Origin of the sequence: Bradyrhizobium frederickii, from assembly GCF_004570865.1 — a bacterium.
Taxonomy (GTDB): domain Bacteria; phylum Pseudomonadota; class Alphaproteobacteria; order Rhizobiales; family Xanthobacteraceae; genus Bradyrhizobium; species Bradyrhizobium frederickii.
Genome location: NZ_SPQS01000008.1, coordinates 49,525 through 63,188 on the forward strand (window position 1 = coordinate 49,525; position 13,664 = coordinate 63,188).

Genomic DNA, 13,664 nt, shown 5'->3' on the forward strand with positions numbered 1-13,664 from the left:
CCATTGCCTACAAGGGAGCGCGTCGCGGGAAAATGAGGACTTGCGCGGACCGCAAAGACTACGTCATGCCAATGCCCGGTCTGGCAATTTGTTCCAGAGACTGGAACGATCAGCCGGCGGACGCGTCGTCGCGAGGCGCAATGACCAGCTTCCATGAAGCTCTCCTTTCCGAAGAGGCTAGATCTTGAAGCTCTTTCTCTGCCAGACCTGCGGCAACGTGCTGTATTTCGAAAATCGCGCCTGCGAACGCTGCGGCCATCGGGTCGCTTTCCTGCCGGAGCAGGAAACGATGTCGGCGATCGAGCCGGACGGAGAGGCCTGGAGGATGCTGGCCAGCAAGGGCGAAAGCCGGATGCTGTGCCGGAACGCCGGGTACGACGCCTGCAACTGGCTCACGGACGCGGACGACGCCACCGGCTATTGCCGCGCCTGCCGCCACAATGGGATGGTGCCGAACCTCGCGGATCCGGCCCAGCTCGCCGGCTGGCGCGAGTTGGAGGTGGCGAAACACCGTCTGTTCTATTCCCTGATCCGCTGGAAGCTGCCCCTCCGGACGCGGCAGGAAGACCCCAGGCATGGTCTGATCTTCAATTTCCTCGCCGACGATCCAAACAGCGGCGAGAGGATCCTGACCGGGCACGACAACGGTCTGATCACGATCGCGCTCACCGAAGCCGATACCATCGAGCGCGAGCGGCGCAGGCTCGAGATGGGCGAGCCGTACCGCACGCTGCTCGGGCATTTCCGTCACGAGGTCGGGCACTATTTCTGGGACGTGCTGGTGCAGGGCGGCGGCAAGCTCGAGGAATGCCGCGCGGTCTTCGGTGATGATTCCATCGATTACGGCCAGGCCCTGCAGCGCCATTATGCCGATGGCCCGCCGCCGGATTGGCAGCAGACCTACGTCTCGGCCTATGCCACGACCCACCCCTGGGAAGATTTCGCCGAGACCTGGGCGCACTATGTCCACATCGTGGATGCTCTGGAGATGGCCGGCGAGTTCGGCATGGAGGTGCGCCCCAAGGTCGACCGCGACGGGGAGTTGACGGCGCGCATCCGCTTCAACCCCTACGAGGCCCGCGATGTCGAAGCGCTGGTCAACGCATGGCTGCCCTTCACCTTCGCCATGAACAACGTCAACCGCGCCATGGGCCTGCGCGACCTCTATCCGTTCATCCTGTCGCCCGCGGTGGTCGGCAAGCTGGGCTTCATTCACGGCCTGGTCCGGGACGTGGCCAAGTCCGCGTCCAGGCCCGGGAAGGCGTAGGGCACAAGGGGGCTCGGCAGCCCCGTTCCCAAACCGGTTTCGGTCTTGCGCTGGTACGCCAGAAGCGGGCCGGATTTAGACCGTTGCCTCCAGCCCATTTTGATGTACCACGGAAGCCACACGGCCCGTCCCCCATAGGCCCCAACGGTCAGGGAAGGGTCCCGCCCAAGGTCGAAACTCAAGAAAAAGCATGTTCAAACGCATTCTGATCGCCAATCGCGGCGAAATCGCCTGCCGGGTCATCAAGACCGCTCGCCGCATGGGAATTCAGACGGTTGCCGTCTATTCCGAGGCCGACCGCGACGCCCTGCATGTCGAGATGGCCGACGAGGCCGTGCTGATCGGCCCGCCGGCAGCCGCTGAGAGCTATCTGGTGATCGAGAAGATCGTGGAGGCCTGCCGCAAGACGGGCGCCGAGGCGGTGCATCCCGGCTACGGCTTCTTGTCCGAGCGCGAGTCGTTTCCGCGCGCGCTGGAGGCGGCCGGGATCGTCTTCGTCGGTCCCAACCCCGGCGCGATCGCGGCGATGGGCGACAAGATCGAGTCGAAGAAGGCGGCCGCCAAGGCCAAGGTCTCGACCGTGCCGGGCCATCTCGGCGTCATCGAGGACGACAAGCACGCGGTCAAGATCGCCGACGAGATTGGCTACCCCGTGATGATCAAGGCCTCCGCGGGCGGTGGCGGCAAGGGCATGCGCATCGCGCATTCGAAGGCCGAGGTCGCCGAAGGCTTCAATCTCGCCAAGGCCGAGGCCAAGGCCTCGTTTGGCGACGACCGCGTCTTCGTCGAAAAGTTCATCGTCGATCCCCGCCACATCGAGATCCAGGTGCTGGGCGACAAGCACGGCAACGTCATCTATCTCGGCGAGCGCGAATGCTCGATCCAGCGCCGCAACCAGAAGGTCATCGAGGAGGCGCCGTCGCCGCTGCTCGACGAGGCGACGCGCCGCAAGATGGGCGAGCAGGCGGTCGCGCTGGCGAAAGCCGTGAACTATGATTCCGCCGGCACCGTCGAGTTCGTCGCCGGGCAGGACAAGAGCTTCTATTTCCTGGAGATGAACACGCGCCTCCAGGTCGAGCATCCCGTCACCGAGCTCGTCACCGGCATCGATCTCGTCGAGCAGATGATCCGCGTTGCCGCCGGCGAGAAGCTCGCCCTCGCGCAGAAGGACGTCACGCTGACGGGCTGGGCGGTGGAATCGCGTCTCTATGCCGAAGATCCGTTCCGCAACTTCCTGCCCTCGATCGGGCGGCTCGTGAAGTATCGCCCGCCGGCGGAAGCAAGCCAGGACGGCATCACCATCCGCAACGACACCGGCGTGCAGGAGGGCGGCGAGATCTCGATCCATTACGATCCGATGATCGCCAAGCTCGTCACCCACGCGCCGTCGCGCGCGGCTGCGATCGAGGCGCAGTCGACCGCGCTGGATTCGTTCTATGTCGACGGCATCCGTCACAACATCCCATTCCTGTCGGCGCTGATGCATCATCCGCGCTGGCGCGAGGGGCGGCTGTCGACCGGCTTCATTGCCGAGGAATTTCCCAGGGGTTTTGCGGTGCGCGTGCCGGAAGGCGAGGTCGCACGGCGCATCGCCGCGGTCGGCGCCGCCATCGATCACGTGCTGGGGGAGCGCAAGCGGCAGATCTCGGGCCAGATGGGCGGCCGCGTCGTGCAGCGCGAGCGGCGGCGCGCGGTCTGGCTCGACCGCCAGGAGATCCAGCTCGAGGTCGCGCGCGAGGGCGAGGCGATCGCGATCCGCTTCGTCGACGCGGAGGGCAAGGCCGGCAACGCGCATCTGCTGGCCTCGCCATGGAAGCCGGGTGATCCGGTCTGGCAGGGCACCATCGACGGCCAGTTCATCGCGGTGCAGGCGCGGCCGATCCCGAACGGTATTCGCCTCGCGCATCAGGGTGTCGAGGTGCCGGTCTATGTCTGGACCGAAGCGGAGGCGACCTCTGCGCGGCTGATGCCGGTGACGACGGCCTCCGACAGCGGCAAGAAGCTGCTCTGTCCGATGCCCGGCCTCGTGGTCTCGATCGCGGTGAGCGAGGGGCAGGAGGTCAAGGCCGGCGAGACGCTGGCGGTGGTCGAAGCCATGAAGATGCAGAACGTGCTGCGCGCCGAGCAGGACGGCACGGTGAAGAAGATCCACGCCAGCGCCGGCGCGACGCTGGCGGTGGACGCGCTGATCCTGGAGTTTGCGTGAAGCGCTTCAGGCACAACAGAAGACCCTCACCCTGAGGAGCCGCGCCTTCGCGGCGTCTCGAAGGGCGAGGCCACCAGCCGGGCCTGCATCCTTCGAGACGCGCGAAGAGCGCGCCCTCAGGATGAGGAATTTGGAGTGAGGCACCCATGGCCTTTCGTTCCCGCCGCGAGCAACTTCGCTCCATCCTGTCGGGCGCAACTTGCGTCCATCCCGGCTCGGTCTACGACGCCATCTCAATCCGTATCGCCGAGGATCTCGGCTTTCCGCTCGGCATGTTCGGCGGTTCGGTTGCCTCGCTTGCCGTGCTCGGTGATCCCGACGTCACGCTGATCACGCTCACCGAACTCGCCGAGCAGATGCGACGGATGTCGCGCGCCTCCGCGCTGCCAGTGCTGGTCGATGCCGATCACGGCTACGGCAATGCGCTCAACGTGCGCCGTACCGTGCAGGAGCTGGAGGCCGCGGGCGCCGCCGGCCTCACCATCGAGGACACGCTGCTGCCGGCTGCCTTCGGCGAGGCGAAGACGCAGCTGATCCCGCTCGAGGAAGGCGTCGGCAAGATGAAGGCCGCGCTCGGCGGCCGGGGCGATCCCTCGCTGGTCATCATGGGCCGCACGGGAGCGGCTTCCATCACCTCGATCGAAGATGCGATCCGCCGCGCCAAGGCCTATGAGGCCGCCGGTGTCGATGCGCTGTTCTTCACCGGCATCAAGTCGCGCGCCGAGCTGGAGGCGGTGAGCGCTGCGACGCGCCTGCCGATCGTGCTCGGCGGCGCGCCCGAGGACTTGAACCCGCTCGATTACCTCGCGGGTCAGCGCGTCCGCATCGCGCTGCAGGGCCATGCGCCGATCGCGGCCGCGACACAGGCCGTCTACGAGACCCTGAAGGCGCTTCGCGAAGGTGCTTCGCCGAAAAGCCTCAGAGGGCTCGCATCCTCGGAGCTGACGGCCCGCATCATGCGCGAGGCCGATGTCAGGGTGCGCAGCGCCGACCTCCTCGGATTGAAAAAATGAGCCGGGCGATTCTCCAGGTGATGATCCGCGGGCGCGTGCAGGGCGTCGGCTACCGGGCCTGGGTCGAGTATCAGGCGACGGCAAGCGGCCTCGAAGGCTGGGTTCGCAACCGCCGCGACGGCAGCGTGGAAGCGCTGTTCGCCGGCACGCCGAAGCATGTCGCCGACATGGTCGCACTGTGCCGCCACGGCCCGCCATCCTCACGCGTCGACAGTGTGACGAGCGAGACCGCCGGTGCGGATGAGCTGAACTTGCGCCGGGCAGGGGAGGCGTTTTCGGTGTTGCCGACGGTGTAGGTGGCTCTGAAGAAGAGTCGTCATGCCCGGGCCTGTCCCGGGCATCCACGTTCTTATGCCGAGCGGCGAGGCGTGGATGGCCGGGTCAAGCCCGGCCATGACGCAGTGAGGGGCGGGGAGAGGTGAAGAAGAAAAAGTTCACCTCGGCAGCTTGGCGATGGCCTCGCTGAGCTCGTGGATCTCATACGGCTTGCGCAGGATCGGGAAGTCGCCACGCACGCCGGCGGCGACCTCGCTGTAGCCGGTGGCGAGCAGGATGGGCAGGCCGGGGCGAATCTGGCGGAGATGATAGGCGAGGGTGAGGCCGTCCATCTTGCCGGGCATGACGATGTCGGAGAACACGAAGTCGACGCCGTTGGTCTCGATCTCGCGCAAGGCGGCTTCGGCGTCGGCGACCCGGCGCACCTGATAGCCGAGCTGCTCCAGCAGGCCAATGCTGACGAGGGCGACGTCCGGATTGTCCTCCACCAGCAACACCGTGCCGCTGCCCCGGAACGCCGGCTCCCCGGTCGTGTCCTGCGATGGGGCAGCTTCTCCGCGCGGCAAAAGGACGGTGAATGTGGTGCCCTTGCCGAGTTCGCTTGCGACCTTCACGGTGCCGCCGGCCTGATGCGCGAAGCCGTGCACCTGAGAAAGGCCAAGGCCCGTGCCCTTTCCGATCGCCTTGGTCGTGAAGAACGGTTCGAAGATCTTGTCGAGCACGTCGGAGGGGATGCCGAGCCCGGTATCGGTGACGTCGATCGCGACGAAATCGCCGACGAGCGGCGCTTCGTCCAGCACGACATTGCGCGCGCCGATGGTCACCGTGCCGCCATCGGGCATGGCGTCGCGGGCATTGATGACGAGGTTGAGCAGCGCGGTCTCGAGTTCGGAAGCGTCGGTCTTGATCGGCCAGACGTCGCGGCCGATGTCGAATGCCAGCCGGACGGAGCTGCCGACGCCGGCATCGAGCACCTCGCGGATGGCGGCGATGCGTTCGGCGAAGTCGATCGCCTGCGGGTTGACGCTCTGCCGCCGCGCGAAGGTGAGCAGCTGGTTGGTCAGCGCCGCGCCGCGCCTGGTGGCGGTCTCGATCGCCGAGATCGCGCGCTGAAGCTTGGCCGCGTCGTCGGCCCCTCGCTTCAGCATGTGGAGGCTGCCGCTGATGATCATCAGGAGGTTGTTGAAGTCGTGGGCGACCCCGCCGGTGAGTTGACCGAGCGCGTCGAACTTCTGGGACTCGGCGAGCTGCTTCTGCATCGCCTCGAGCCTGATCTGGGCATTGCGGCGTTCGGTGATGTCGCGCGTGATCTTGGCGAATCCGACCAGTTCGCCGTCCTCGTAGATCGGATCGATCACGACGCTGGCCCAGAAGAAGGTACCGTCCTTGCGGACGCGCCAGCCTTCCTCCTCATAGCGGCCCTTTTCCCTGGCGATGCCGAGCGCACGGGCCGGCTTGCCGTTGGCGCGGTCGGTCTCGGTGTAGAAGCGGGAGAAATGCTGGCCGAGGATTTCCTCCGGTGAATAGCCCTTGATGCGCTCACCGCCGATGTTCCAGCTGGTGATGATCCCCTTGGGATCGAGCATATAGAGGGCGTAGTCCGCGACTCCCTCAACCAACAGCCGGAAACTGCGTTCGCTCTCGAACAAGTCTCTCTGTTGACTGAACTTTTCGATCATTCCCGGGACCCCGCCTCGACCGGAACAAACGCCGCAGGCGAGGGATGGTTCCCTAAGGGTGTGACATTTTTGGGCAGGGGGGCCCGTTAAGGGTCGCCAAAACGCCCATATCGTCGGGCCGCCACGCTTCGGAACGTCGCCGCCACCGCGCGTAGCGCCGCAAGCTTGGCGGGGTCGCTGACCTTCGAATGCAGCATCACTTTCGAGCTGCCGAGCTTGGGCAGCTTGTGCGGAGGGCCGATGTCGACCAGGCCGGGAGGCGCGATCCGCCGGGCCAGCGGTGCGATGGCAAGGCCGGCGAGCGTCGCCGCGACCACCGCTGTGACGCCGCCGCCGACAAAGCGCTCGCGCCAGGCGATGCCGGCCTTGTCGAGCGCGCGCACGGCGACGGCGCGGACGCCGCAGGGCGGGGCCAGGGTCGCCAGCGGCAGCGGCTCGCCTTTCGCCAGGGTGAAGCGCCGTGCGGCGAACCAGCCGAACTCGTCCTCGGTCAGCTTCTCGCCGCCGCGGCGGCTGCCTTCCTGGCGCACGATCACCGCATCGAGCTCGCCTGCGTCATAAGCATCCTGCATCTCGCGCGAGAAGCCGATGGTGACGGCGAGGGTGAGGTTTGAGGACATTGCGTGCAGCCGTTCGAGCAGCGGCACCAGTTCGGGGCCCGCCGCATGATCGGAGATGCCGAGCGAGAGCGATTGCGCGGCCGGCGCCTCATCCGACAGCGCGCGGTCATGCGCCGCGATCAGCAGACGGGCACGTTCGAGGAAGCTGGCGCCGTCGGCGGTCAGCCGGACCGCGCGCGGCGAGCGCTCGACGAGACGTTTTCCCAGCAGCGTCTCCAGCCGTTGCAGCTTCAGGCTGACCGCCGCTTGCGTCGTGCCGAGCGCTTCGGCGGTGCGCGTAAAGCTCTGGAGGTCGGCGACCAGCAGGAAGGCCTGGACGGTGGCGATGTCGAGTGTTGGCGTCATTATGAATTCTTATCATTGATATCAACAGAGATAAGATACCAAAATGACGAGCGGAGGTCTAGCTTCTCACCAACGCCGCCTGACCGGCGCAGCATCTTAAGGAAAGCCACAATGCCCCTGATCACCGTGTCCTTCACCACCTCCCGCCAGTCGCCGTCCCTGAAGGCCGACATCGCGAACGCCGTGTCCGAGCTCACCGCCGAGATCCTGCACAAGGATCCCAAGGTGACCGCCATCATCGTCAAGTCGGTGGACGCCGATGACTGGTTCGCCGGCGGCAAGTCGCTGGCCGAGCAGAAGCTTGCAAGCTATTGGCTCGACATCCATGTCAGCGAAGGCACCAACACCAAGGACGAAAAGGCGGCCTATCTCGCGGCCATGTTCAAGCGCATGGCCGAGATTTTGGGCCCGCTGCATCCCGAGACCTATCTGCATGTCGACGAGGTCAGGGGCGACGCCTACGGCTTTGGCGGCCTCACTCAAGAGCGGCGCTACATCGCCGGCAAGCTCGAGGTGGCGCTGAAGGCGGCGTAAGGCTGCAAGCCGCCGGGTGAGCGGTCTCACCCGGCGGCCTGATCGTCAGCTCGCCGCCCGGAACTGGACTTCGGAATTGTTCAGGAAGCACGTCTTGTCGAACAGCGTCAGGTCGAGCGGGTTGGGCAGCCTGATATCGTCGAGGCCGGGGCAGGGCTTGACCGAGGGATCATAGGATCGGTCGATCTGCGAGATGAAGACGACGATCAGCCCCTGATCGCATGCGAACGATTTCAGCGCGCGCACCTGAACATTGAGGTCGGGATTTTCGCGTCTCTGGTCGAGCAGTTGCAGATAGTCGATCACCACGAATGTGCCGCGGGGCGCCGCGGCCATTTGCTTGACGACGTAATCGGCGCTGATGGCGTCGGAGCAATCGACCTCGAAGAGCTTGTCGAATTGCGCGGGCTCCACGCCGATCGCGCGCAAGCGATCCAAAACGTCCTTCGCGGTATATTCGAGCGAGAAGAACGCGGCGCGATGGCCCGACCGCATGGCCTCCACGGCAAGTTCGAGGCTCATCAAGGTCTTGCCCTGACCCGGCCGCGCGCCGACCAGCACCAGATCGCCCGGCCGGAACTGCGGGAACAGCCTGTTCGCGGGCGTCAGCGCGGCGGCTTTCGCTGCGAGCATGCTCCAGGCGGAAAACCCTTCCGTCGTGGCGACGCGGTCAAGCGCGTCGTGCAGCGGAATGCCTTCCTCCCGGGACAGGCGCTTCGCTTTTCGCTTCAGATGATAGATCGGCGCAGAGAGTCTCATCGTCAAAACCTCCCATTGCGAGCATGATCGCAATCCCTTCCTTATGCCAGGCGCTCGAACAGTCGGTCCGATGGTCTCATCGCCCGGCATGGTCTGTACTTTCCCGACGGAGGGGGGAGGCGTGGGCGTGGCCGCGCCGAGACATAGCCGATTCGGCGGCGGCGGAGAACGCGGAGGCACCGCGTCCAACGGGAAAGGTCAGATCGCCGCTTCCGGCAGCAACGCGCGGGTCGGTCCGAACAGCTGTTCGAACGCCTGGCGTAGCGCGATATCGACGTCGGCCATGGTCACGAGCTGGCCGAGATCGACCAGCGAGGTGACGCCGTAGCGGGGATCGACGACGCCACACGGCACGATGCCGGCGAAATGCGATAGCTCCGGCTCGACATTGATCGCGATGCCGTGGAACGAGACCCAGCGCTTCAATCGCACGCCGATCGCCGCGATCTTGTCCTCGTGGTCCGCGCCCTTGTCGGGCCGCTTGACCCAGACGCCGACCCGGTCTTCGCGTCGCTCGCCGCGGACGTTGAAGGCGGCGAGCGTGCGCAGGATCAGCTCCTCCAGGCTCGCGACATAGGCCCGGACGTCCGGCCGGCGGCGCTTGAGATCGAGCATGATGTAGGCCACGCGCTGGCCGGGCCCATGATAGGTGAGCTGGCCGCCGCGTCCCGTGGTGAAGACCGGGAATCGGGGATCGCGCAGGTCGGTGTTCTTGCCCGAGGTGCCGGAGGTGTAGAGCGGGGGGTGTTCGAGCAGCCAGACCAGCTCCCCGGCTTCGCCCGCCGCGATGGCCGCGACGCGGGCTTCCATCGCGGCCACCGCCTCCGGATAGGGCACCGGTGCGTCCGAGATTCGCCACTCGACCGGTTCGCCGCCTGTAGCGGAAAACGGCGTCAAATCGAGCTCTTCACGCTGGTTTTGGCGAGGGTTCTGCGGCGAATTAACCATTGGCTAACCATAACGTGGTGATCATCTCGGGGGCAAATGCCAAGTCCAAGTCCCTTGGTCGGTCCCACATTCCAAGTCCCAAGTTGCGGCGGTCCTGACAGTGCCCACTCTCGATAAAGTCACCGTGGATCTCATGGTCGTCCTCGGGACGACCACGATGCCGATCCATCAGGTATTACGTCTTTCCCGCGGCGCCATCATCGAGCTGGACGCAACCGAGGCCGACGAGGTCAAGGTTTTGGCCAACAACCTGCCGGTCGCCTCCGGCGTCGTGCTGGTGGATCGCAACCGAATCGCGGTCGAGGTCAAACAGATGCTGCCGCGTTCACCGGGCACCCGGTAGCGGCCCGCCCAGCCGGTAGCGGCCTGGACAGCGGGGATAGGGCCGATTCGGCGAGGGGCCCGAACTTTCGTGCAAAGCTTGTGGAATTCAGGGCCTTTGCAGGCTTGTACCCCTCTGATGGATTTGTTAGATCGGCGCCGTTGATCCGGCCGGCCTTCAAGCCTCAAGCCGGCATCCCCAAAGCGCTCGTGGCGGAACTGGTAGACGCGCTGCCTTGAGGTGGCAGTGAGTAAAATCGTGGGGGTTCGAGTCCCTCCGAGCGCACCAGACGCGTAACTCATTCAAATATCAAGCTTATTCATAAAATTGCCCGAGGGCGGACCTTCTGCCGGCGCAACTCGTCGAGATTCTTGGCGGCGTCGTTCAGAAATGAAGGCCGCTCGCTTCTCCTCAGCGCGTTCCGCTACGGTCGCCGGTGCAGCATCTTCACGGCGCCAAGCGATCTAGTCCCAGATGACTTCCTTCCCGGGTGGAAGGACGGTTTTGCAGATCGCAACAACAGCTTCGGGTGAAGCTCTCCCCGTGACGTGTGGGGGAATCGGTCTTCATCTTCAGTCAGTTGGAAGTACGGCCACCGGATGCGTAAGCGCTGATCAAAACCGCGCAGCCATCGTCCCCAGTCGCCGATACGCCGCCTCGCGCGCAGCGTGGATTGGCTCGGTCGGCCCCGTCGTCGGTCCGATCGGCACGAAGCGCACGTCGCTGACGCCGATGAAGCGAAGCGCCTCGCGCAAATAGGGCGTCGCCATGTCGATGCGGCCGCGATTCATACCGGTGACGAAATCGCCGCCGGAGGCGAGGATGACGATGGTTGGCCGGTCCGTGAGCAGCGGAAGATAGCCTTGCGCTGGATCGAACCGAAATGTCAGGCCGGGCTGGATGACGATGTCGAACCATTGCTTCAGCTTGTAGGGAATGCCGAAATTCCACATCGGCGTCGAGATCAGCACGCGATCTGCCAGCGAAAAGCGCAACGCGATCCGCTCCGCCTCGGAAAAGCTGCGGCGCTGCGCGTCGTCGAACGGCTGCGACTTCATTCGCGCATATTTGGCCTCGACGATGGGACCGATGAATTCCGGCAACCGCTCGCGCCAGAGGTCCATCACGTCGATGTCCCAGTCGGGCCGCGCTTGCCGAAACCCGTCAAGGAAGACGCGCGCGCCGGCGCTCGATTCGGAGTCGGGGCGGGGCGAGCAGGACAGATGCAGGAGCTTCGCCACCGGTCATCCCAACGCCCGGATGACGGCGTCCGCCCGGGTGACGATCGCGACGTTCTGCATGGCGAAGTTGATCGAGGCGTTGTGCCAGTCGGCATTCATGGTCGAGCAGCAATCCTCGGGCACGATCATGAAATAGCCCTTGTCGGCGCCGGTGCGGGCGGTGTGCTCGATCGACATGTTGGTCCAGGCGCCGGTGTTGATGATCATGTCGCGGCCGGTCGCCTTCAGGATCGTCTCCAGCCGCGTGCCCTCCCAGGCGCTCATCCGAATCTTCTCGACCACGAAATCGCCGGGCCTAGGCTCGAGACCGGACACGGGCGCCGCGCCCCAGCTGCCGCGCACCATCGCCTTGCTGTCGACCAGGCCTTCGAACAGAGGGGCGTTCAGCGTCACCCCGGGCGCGCCCGGCTCGACGACGAACCAGACATGGATGATGACGACGCCGCGGGCGCGGGCGGTCTCGGCAAGACGGCGAACGTTCTCGACGACGTGCTGCTGCCGTGCATGCTCCGGCGCTCCGGACTCGGCAAACGCGCCGCCGGCCATGATGACGTCATTCTGAAGGTCCTGGATGATCATGGCGCAGCGCTGCGGATCGAGATGCATCTCGCCATCGGCAAGGATGGGGGCAGCAGGTGAGGAGCCGGCAGCCGTGATGCCGCTGGCAGGCCTGGCGTTCATATATGGCTCATGGCGTGGGCCGACCTTGGTCGGGATAGCGTAGACCGAGTGCGTCGAGGTCAGATACAGCGTGCGGAAATCCGGGCCGCCCCAGGCGAGGTTGGCGACCAGCTCGGGAAGGCGGACCTTGCCGAGCAATTCGCCGCGCGGCGAATAAACCCAGACGCCGCCCGGCGCGGTGACCCAGACATTGCCGTGCTGGTCGCACTTCATGCCGTCGGGCAGTCCGGGCTCGAGCTCGGAGCGGATGCCGCTGGCGAACACGCGCGCATTGGACAGCGAGCCGTCGCCAGCGACCTCGAACACGCGGATCAGCGCCTGGACGGTGTCGTTGACATAGAGCATCTTCTCGTCCGGCGAGAAGCACAATCCGTTCGGCTGGTCGAACAGGGTGCGGTCCACCACGAGCTTCGGCTCGCCGCCGGGCACGACGCGATAGACGCCCTGGAAGCCGAGTTGTCGCGGTCGCTCGACGCCATAGACCGGCATGCGGCCGTACCAGGGGTCCGAGAAATAGATCGCGCCGGAGGAGTGCACGCAGACGTCGTTCGGGCTGTTCAGCTCCTGACCCTGGAAGTGCGAGGCGAGCACCTCGCGCCGGCCGTCCGGTCGCTCGCGGATGAGCTGCGAGGTCGCGTGCTCGCAGACGATCAGGTTGAGCTCGGCGTCATAGGTCATGCCGTTGCATTTGTTCGACGGGCGCTTGACCTCGGTGACGCCGCGCCGCGGGTCCCAGCGCCGCCGCACGTCACCCGGCATGTCCGAGAACAGCAGATAGTGGTCGATCGGATGCCAGACCGGTCCCTCCGTGAAGTCGAAGCCGGTGCCGACCTGCGCGACCGGCGCGTAGGGGTCGATCAGGGACTCGAATTCGCTCCGCAAGGTGACGTGGGTCATCGCTCGATCCTCAAGTCACGTTACGCCGGAAACCAGTTGCGTGCCGGCAGCGATTGCACGATCGGTCCGGGGACCTGATCGTGCAGGCGCCCGACGACGTTGCCGCCTTCGATCTTGGCCGGACGGTCGTGCACGGGCAGCAGATAGCGCGAATTGCTGAGCAGCTTCTTGATCGAGGCCTTCTCCGCCCGCTTGCTGGTGCCGTGGTTGCCGGTGGTGCGCGGCTCCCAGTCGTGGATCTCGTTGAAGGGCGTGACGATCTGGTCGTTGAAGTCGTAGATCACGTCGCCGCAGATGGTCGCGATGCCGTCGGCGGTCTCGACGATGACGTTCATTGATCCCTCCGTATGCGCATTGGCGGCGTCGCAATAGACGCCGGGCATCAGCTCGATCGGACCGGTGATCTCGAGATCAAGGAAACGCAGCGCGCTCTTGGTATGCAGGCGGTCGATCAGGTGCTTGATGTCGGGCGCCGGGTATTGCGGATGCATCAGGCCGGAGACGGAATATTCCAGCTCCTTGCGGTTGAGCACCACGGTCGTGTTCATCGGAAACAGGTCGTCCTTGCCGGCATGGTCGATGTGCAGATGGGTGTGGCAGACGAAGCGGACGTCGCCCATGCGCACGCCGTGGCGCGCCAGCTGATTCTCGATCATGTTCTCGTGGTATTGAAGGCCACGCATGCCCAGCGTTTCCATGATCTGGTTGGAGCGGTAGCCGGTGTCGACCACGACCGGATATTTCCCGCCGAGGATCAGGAAGCCGAGGGTGAGGACGCGGCGGGTGCGGCCGCAATCGCGGCCGAGAACCAGAAAGCTCGATTCCAGTTCGATATCGCCATAGTCCAGGATCTTGATCTCCAGCGCCATTCGTTGC

13 protein-coding genes and 1 tRNA gene are annotated in these 13,664 nt (G+C 65.4%); 7 read left to right on the plus strand and 7 right to left on the minus strand.

Translation table 11 applies throughout. The features are described 5' to 3' along the window. Nucleotides 1-184 precede the first annotated feature (184 nt). The 4 genes from E4K64_RS15400 to E4K64_RS15415 all read left to right on the plus strand — a co-directional run bounded on the left by E4K64_RS15400 (nucleotide 185) and on the right by E4K64_RS15415 (nucleotide 4,782). Nucleotides 185-1,267: a zinc-binding metallopeptidase family protein gene (locus tag E4K64_RS15400; protein ID WP_135164290.1), complete on the plus strand. Its 1,083-nt coding sequence runs from the start codon at nucleotides 185-187 to the stop codon at nucleotides 1,265-1,267. A 190-nt stretch (nucleotides 1,268-1,457) separates the two neighbouring features. After that, complete coding sequence (locus tag E4K64_RS15405; RefSeq protein WP_135164291.1) at nucleotides 1,458-3,473, plus strand: acetyl-CoA carboxylase biotin carboxylase subunit; 2,016 nt, start codon at nucleotides 1,458-1,460, stop codon at nucleotides 3,471-3,473. 146 nt (nucleotides 3,474-3,619) lie between these two features. Next, a complete protein-coding gene (locus E4K64_RS15410) occupies nucleotides 3,620-4,486 on the plus strand; it encodes an isocitrate lyase/PEP mutase family protein (protein WP_135164292.1) in 867 nt (288 codons plus the stop codon). Continuing rightward, nucleotides 4,483-4,782, plus strand: coding sequence for an acylphosphatase (locus E4K64_RS15415; protein WP_128918091.1), 300 nt, complete (start codon nucleotides 4,483-4,485; stop codon nucleotides 4,780-4,782). Before E4K64_RS15410 ends, E4K64_RS15415 begins: the two co-directional genes overlap by 4 nt. Before the next feature lie 138 nt (nucleotides 4,783-4,920). Here E4K64_RS15415 and E4K64_RS15425 read toward each other — a convergent pair whose 3' ends face one another. Together E4K64_RS15425 and E4K64_RS15430 are read right to left on the minus strand one after the other, a co-directional pair. Next, nucleotides 4,921-6,441 (minus strand): PAS domain-containing sensor histidine kinase, encoded by a 1,521-nt coding sequence (locus tag E4K64_RS15425; protein WP_135164294.1) that lies wholly within the window; start codon nucleotides 6,439-6,441, stop codon nucleotides 4,921-4,923. Between the two features lie 86 nt (nucleotides 6,442-6,527). Then, entirely contained in the window at nucleotides 6,528-7,406 is an 879-nt protein-coding gene (locus tag E4K64_RS15430; RefSeq protein ID WP_135164295.1) for a LysR substrate-binding domain-containing protein, read from the minus strand. Nucleotides 7,407-7,517: 111 nt separating this feature from the next. Here E4K64_RS15430 and E4K64_RS15435 point away from each other — a divergent pair, with 111 nt between their 5' ends. Further along, a complete protein-coding gene (locus tag E4K64_RS15435) occupies nucleotides 7,518-7,940 on the plus strand; it encodes a tautomerase family protein (RefSeq protein WP_135164296.1) in 423 nt (140 codons plus the stop codon). 45 nt (nucleotides 7,941-7,985) lie between these two features. Here E4K64_RS15435 and E4K64_RS15440 read toward each other — a convergent pair whose 3' ends face one another. After that, nucleotides 7,986-8,699 carry a DNA helicase gene (locus E4K64_RS15440; RefSeq protein ID WP_167772028.1) on the minus strand — a complete coding sequence of 238 codons (714 nt, stop codon included), beginning with the start codon at nucleotides 8,697-8,699 and terminating at the stop codon, nucleotides 7,986-7,988. Nucleotides 8,700-8,897: 198 nt separating this feature from the next. After that, nucleotides 8,898-9,647 carry a lipoyl(octanoyl) transferase LipB gene (gene lipB, locus E4K64_RS15445; RefSeq protein WP_135164297.1) on the minus strand — a complete coding sequence of 250 codons (750 nt, stop codon included), beginning with the start codon at nucleotides 9,645-9,647 and terminating at the stop codon, nucleotides 8,898-8,900. Nucleotides 9,648-9,747: 100 nt separating this feature from the next. Here lipB and E4K64_RS15450 point away from each other — a divergent pair, with 100 nt between their 5' ends. Together E4K64_RS15450 and E4K64_RS15455 are read left to right on the plus strand one after the other, a co-directional pair. Next, entirely contained in the window at nucleotides 9,748-9,990 is a 243-nt protein-coding gene (locus E4K64_RS15450; protein WP_018647371.1) for a FliM/FliN family flagellar motor switch protein, read from the plus strand. A gap of 182 nt (nucleotides 9,991-10,172) precedes the next feature. After that, nucleotides 10,173-10,257, plus strand: a tRNA-Leu gene (locus tag E4K64_RS15455). 326 nt (nucleotides 10,258-10,583) lie between these two features. On the opposite strand, the gene E4K64_RS15460 is transcribed toward E4K64_RS15455, so the two are convergent. Genes E4K64_RS15460 through E4K64_RS15470 form a run of 3 tightly spaced genes read right to left on the minus strand, consistent with a single transcriptional unit; the run spans nucleotide 10,584 to nucleotide 13,657 of the window. Next, nucleotides 10,584-11,210, minus strand: a complete 627-nt coding sequence (locus E4K64_RS15460) for an FMN-dependent NADH-azoreductase (RefSeq protein WP_135164298.1) — start codon at nucleotides 11,208-11,210, stop codon at nucleotides 10,584-10,586. 3 nt (nucleotides 11,211-11,213) lie between these two features. Beyond that, complete coding sequence (locus tag E4K64_RS15465) at nucleotides 11,214-12,788, minus strand: isochorismatase family protein (RefSeq protein WP_135164299.1); 1,575 nt, start codon at nucleotides 12,786-12,788, stop codon at nucleotides 11,214-11,216. A gap of 20 nt (nucleotides 12,789-12,808) precedes the next feature. After that, a complete protein-coding gene (locus E4K64_RS15470; protein ID WP_018318076.1) occupies nucleotides 12,809-13,657 on the minus strand; it encodes an N-acyl homoserine lactonase family protein in 849 nt (282 codons plus the stop codon). Between the last annotated feature and the right edge of the window lie 7 nt (nucleotides 13,658-13,664).

Coding starts and splice junctions, on each gene's coding strand:
- E4K64_RS15405 (WP_135164291.1), top strand. CDS start 1,458: ATGTTCAAACGCATTCTGATCGCCAATCGCGGCGAAATCGCCTGCCGG.
- E4K64_RS15410 (WP_135164292.1), top strand. CDS start 3,620: ATGGCCTTTCGTTCCCGCCGCGAGCAACTTCGCTCCATCCTGTCGGGC.
- E4K64_RS15415 (WP_128918091.1), top strand. CDS start 4,483: ATGAGCCGGGCGATTCTCCAGGTGATGATCCGCGGGCGCGTGCAGGGC.
- E4K64_RS15425 (WP_135164294.1), bottom strand. CDS start 6,441: ATGATCGAAAAGTTCAGTCAACAGAGAGACTTGTTCGAGAGCGAACGC.
- E4K64_RS15430 (WP_135164295.1), bottom strand. CDS start 7,406: ATGACGCCAACACTCGACATCGCCACCGTCCAGGCCTTCCTGCTGGTC.
- E4K64_RS15435 (WP_135164296.1), top strand. CDS start 7,518: ATGCCCCTGATCACCGTGTCCTTCACCACCTCCCGCCAGTCGCCGTCC.
- E4K64_RS15440 (WP_167772028.1), bottom strand. CDS start 8,699: ATGAGACTCTCTGCGCCGATCTATCATCTGAAGCGAAAAGCGAAGCGC.
- lipB (WP_135164297.1), bottom strand. CDS start 9,647: ATGGTTAATTCGCCGCAGAACCCTCGCCAAAACCAGCGTGAAGAGCTC.
- E4K64_RS15465 (WP_135164299.1), bottom strand. CDS start 12,788: ATGACCCACGTCACCTTGCGGAGCGAATTCGAGTCCCTGATCGACCCC.
- E4K64_RS15470 (WP_018318076.1), bottom strand. CDS start 13,657: ATGGCGCTGGAGATCAAGATCCTGGACTATGGCGATATCGAACTGGAA.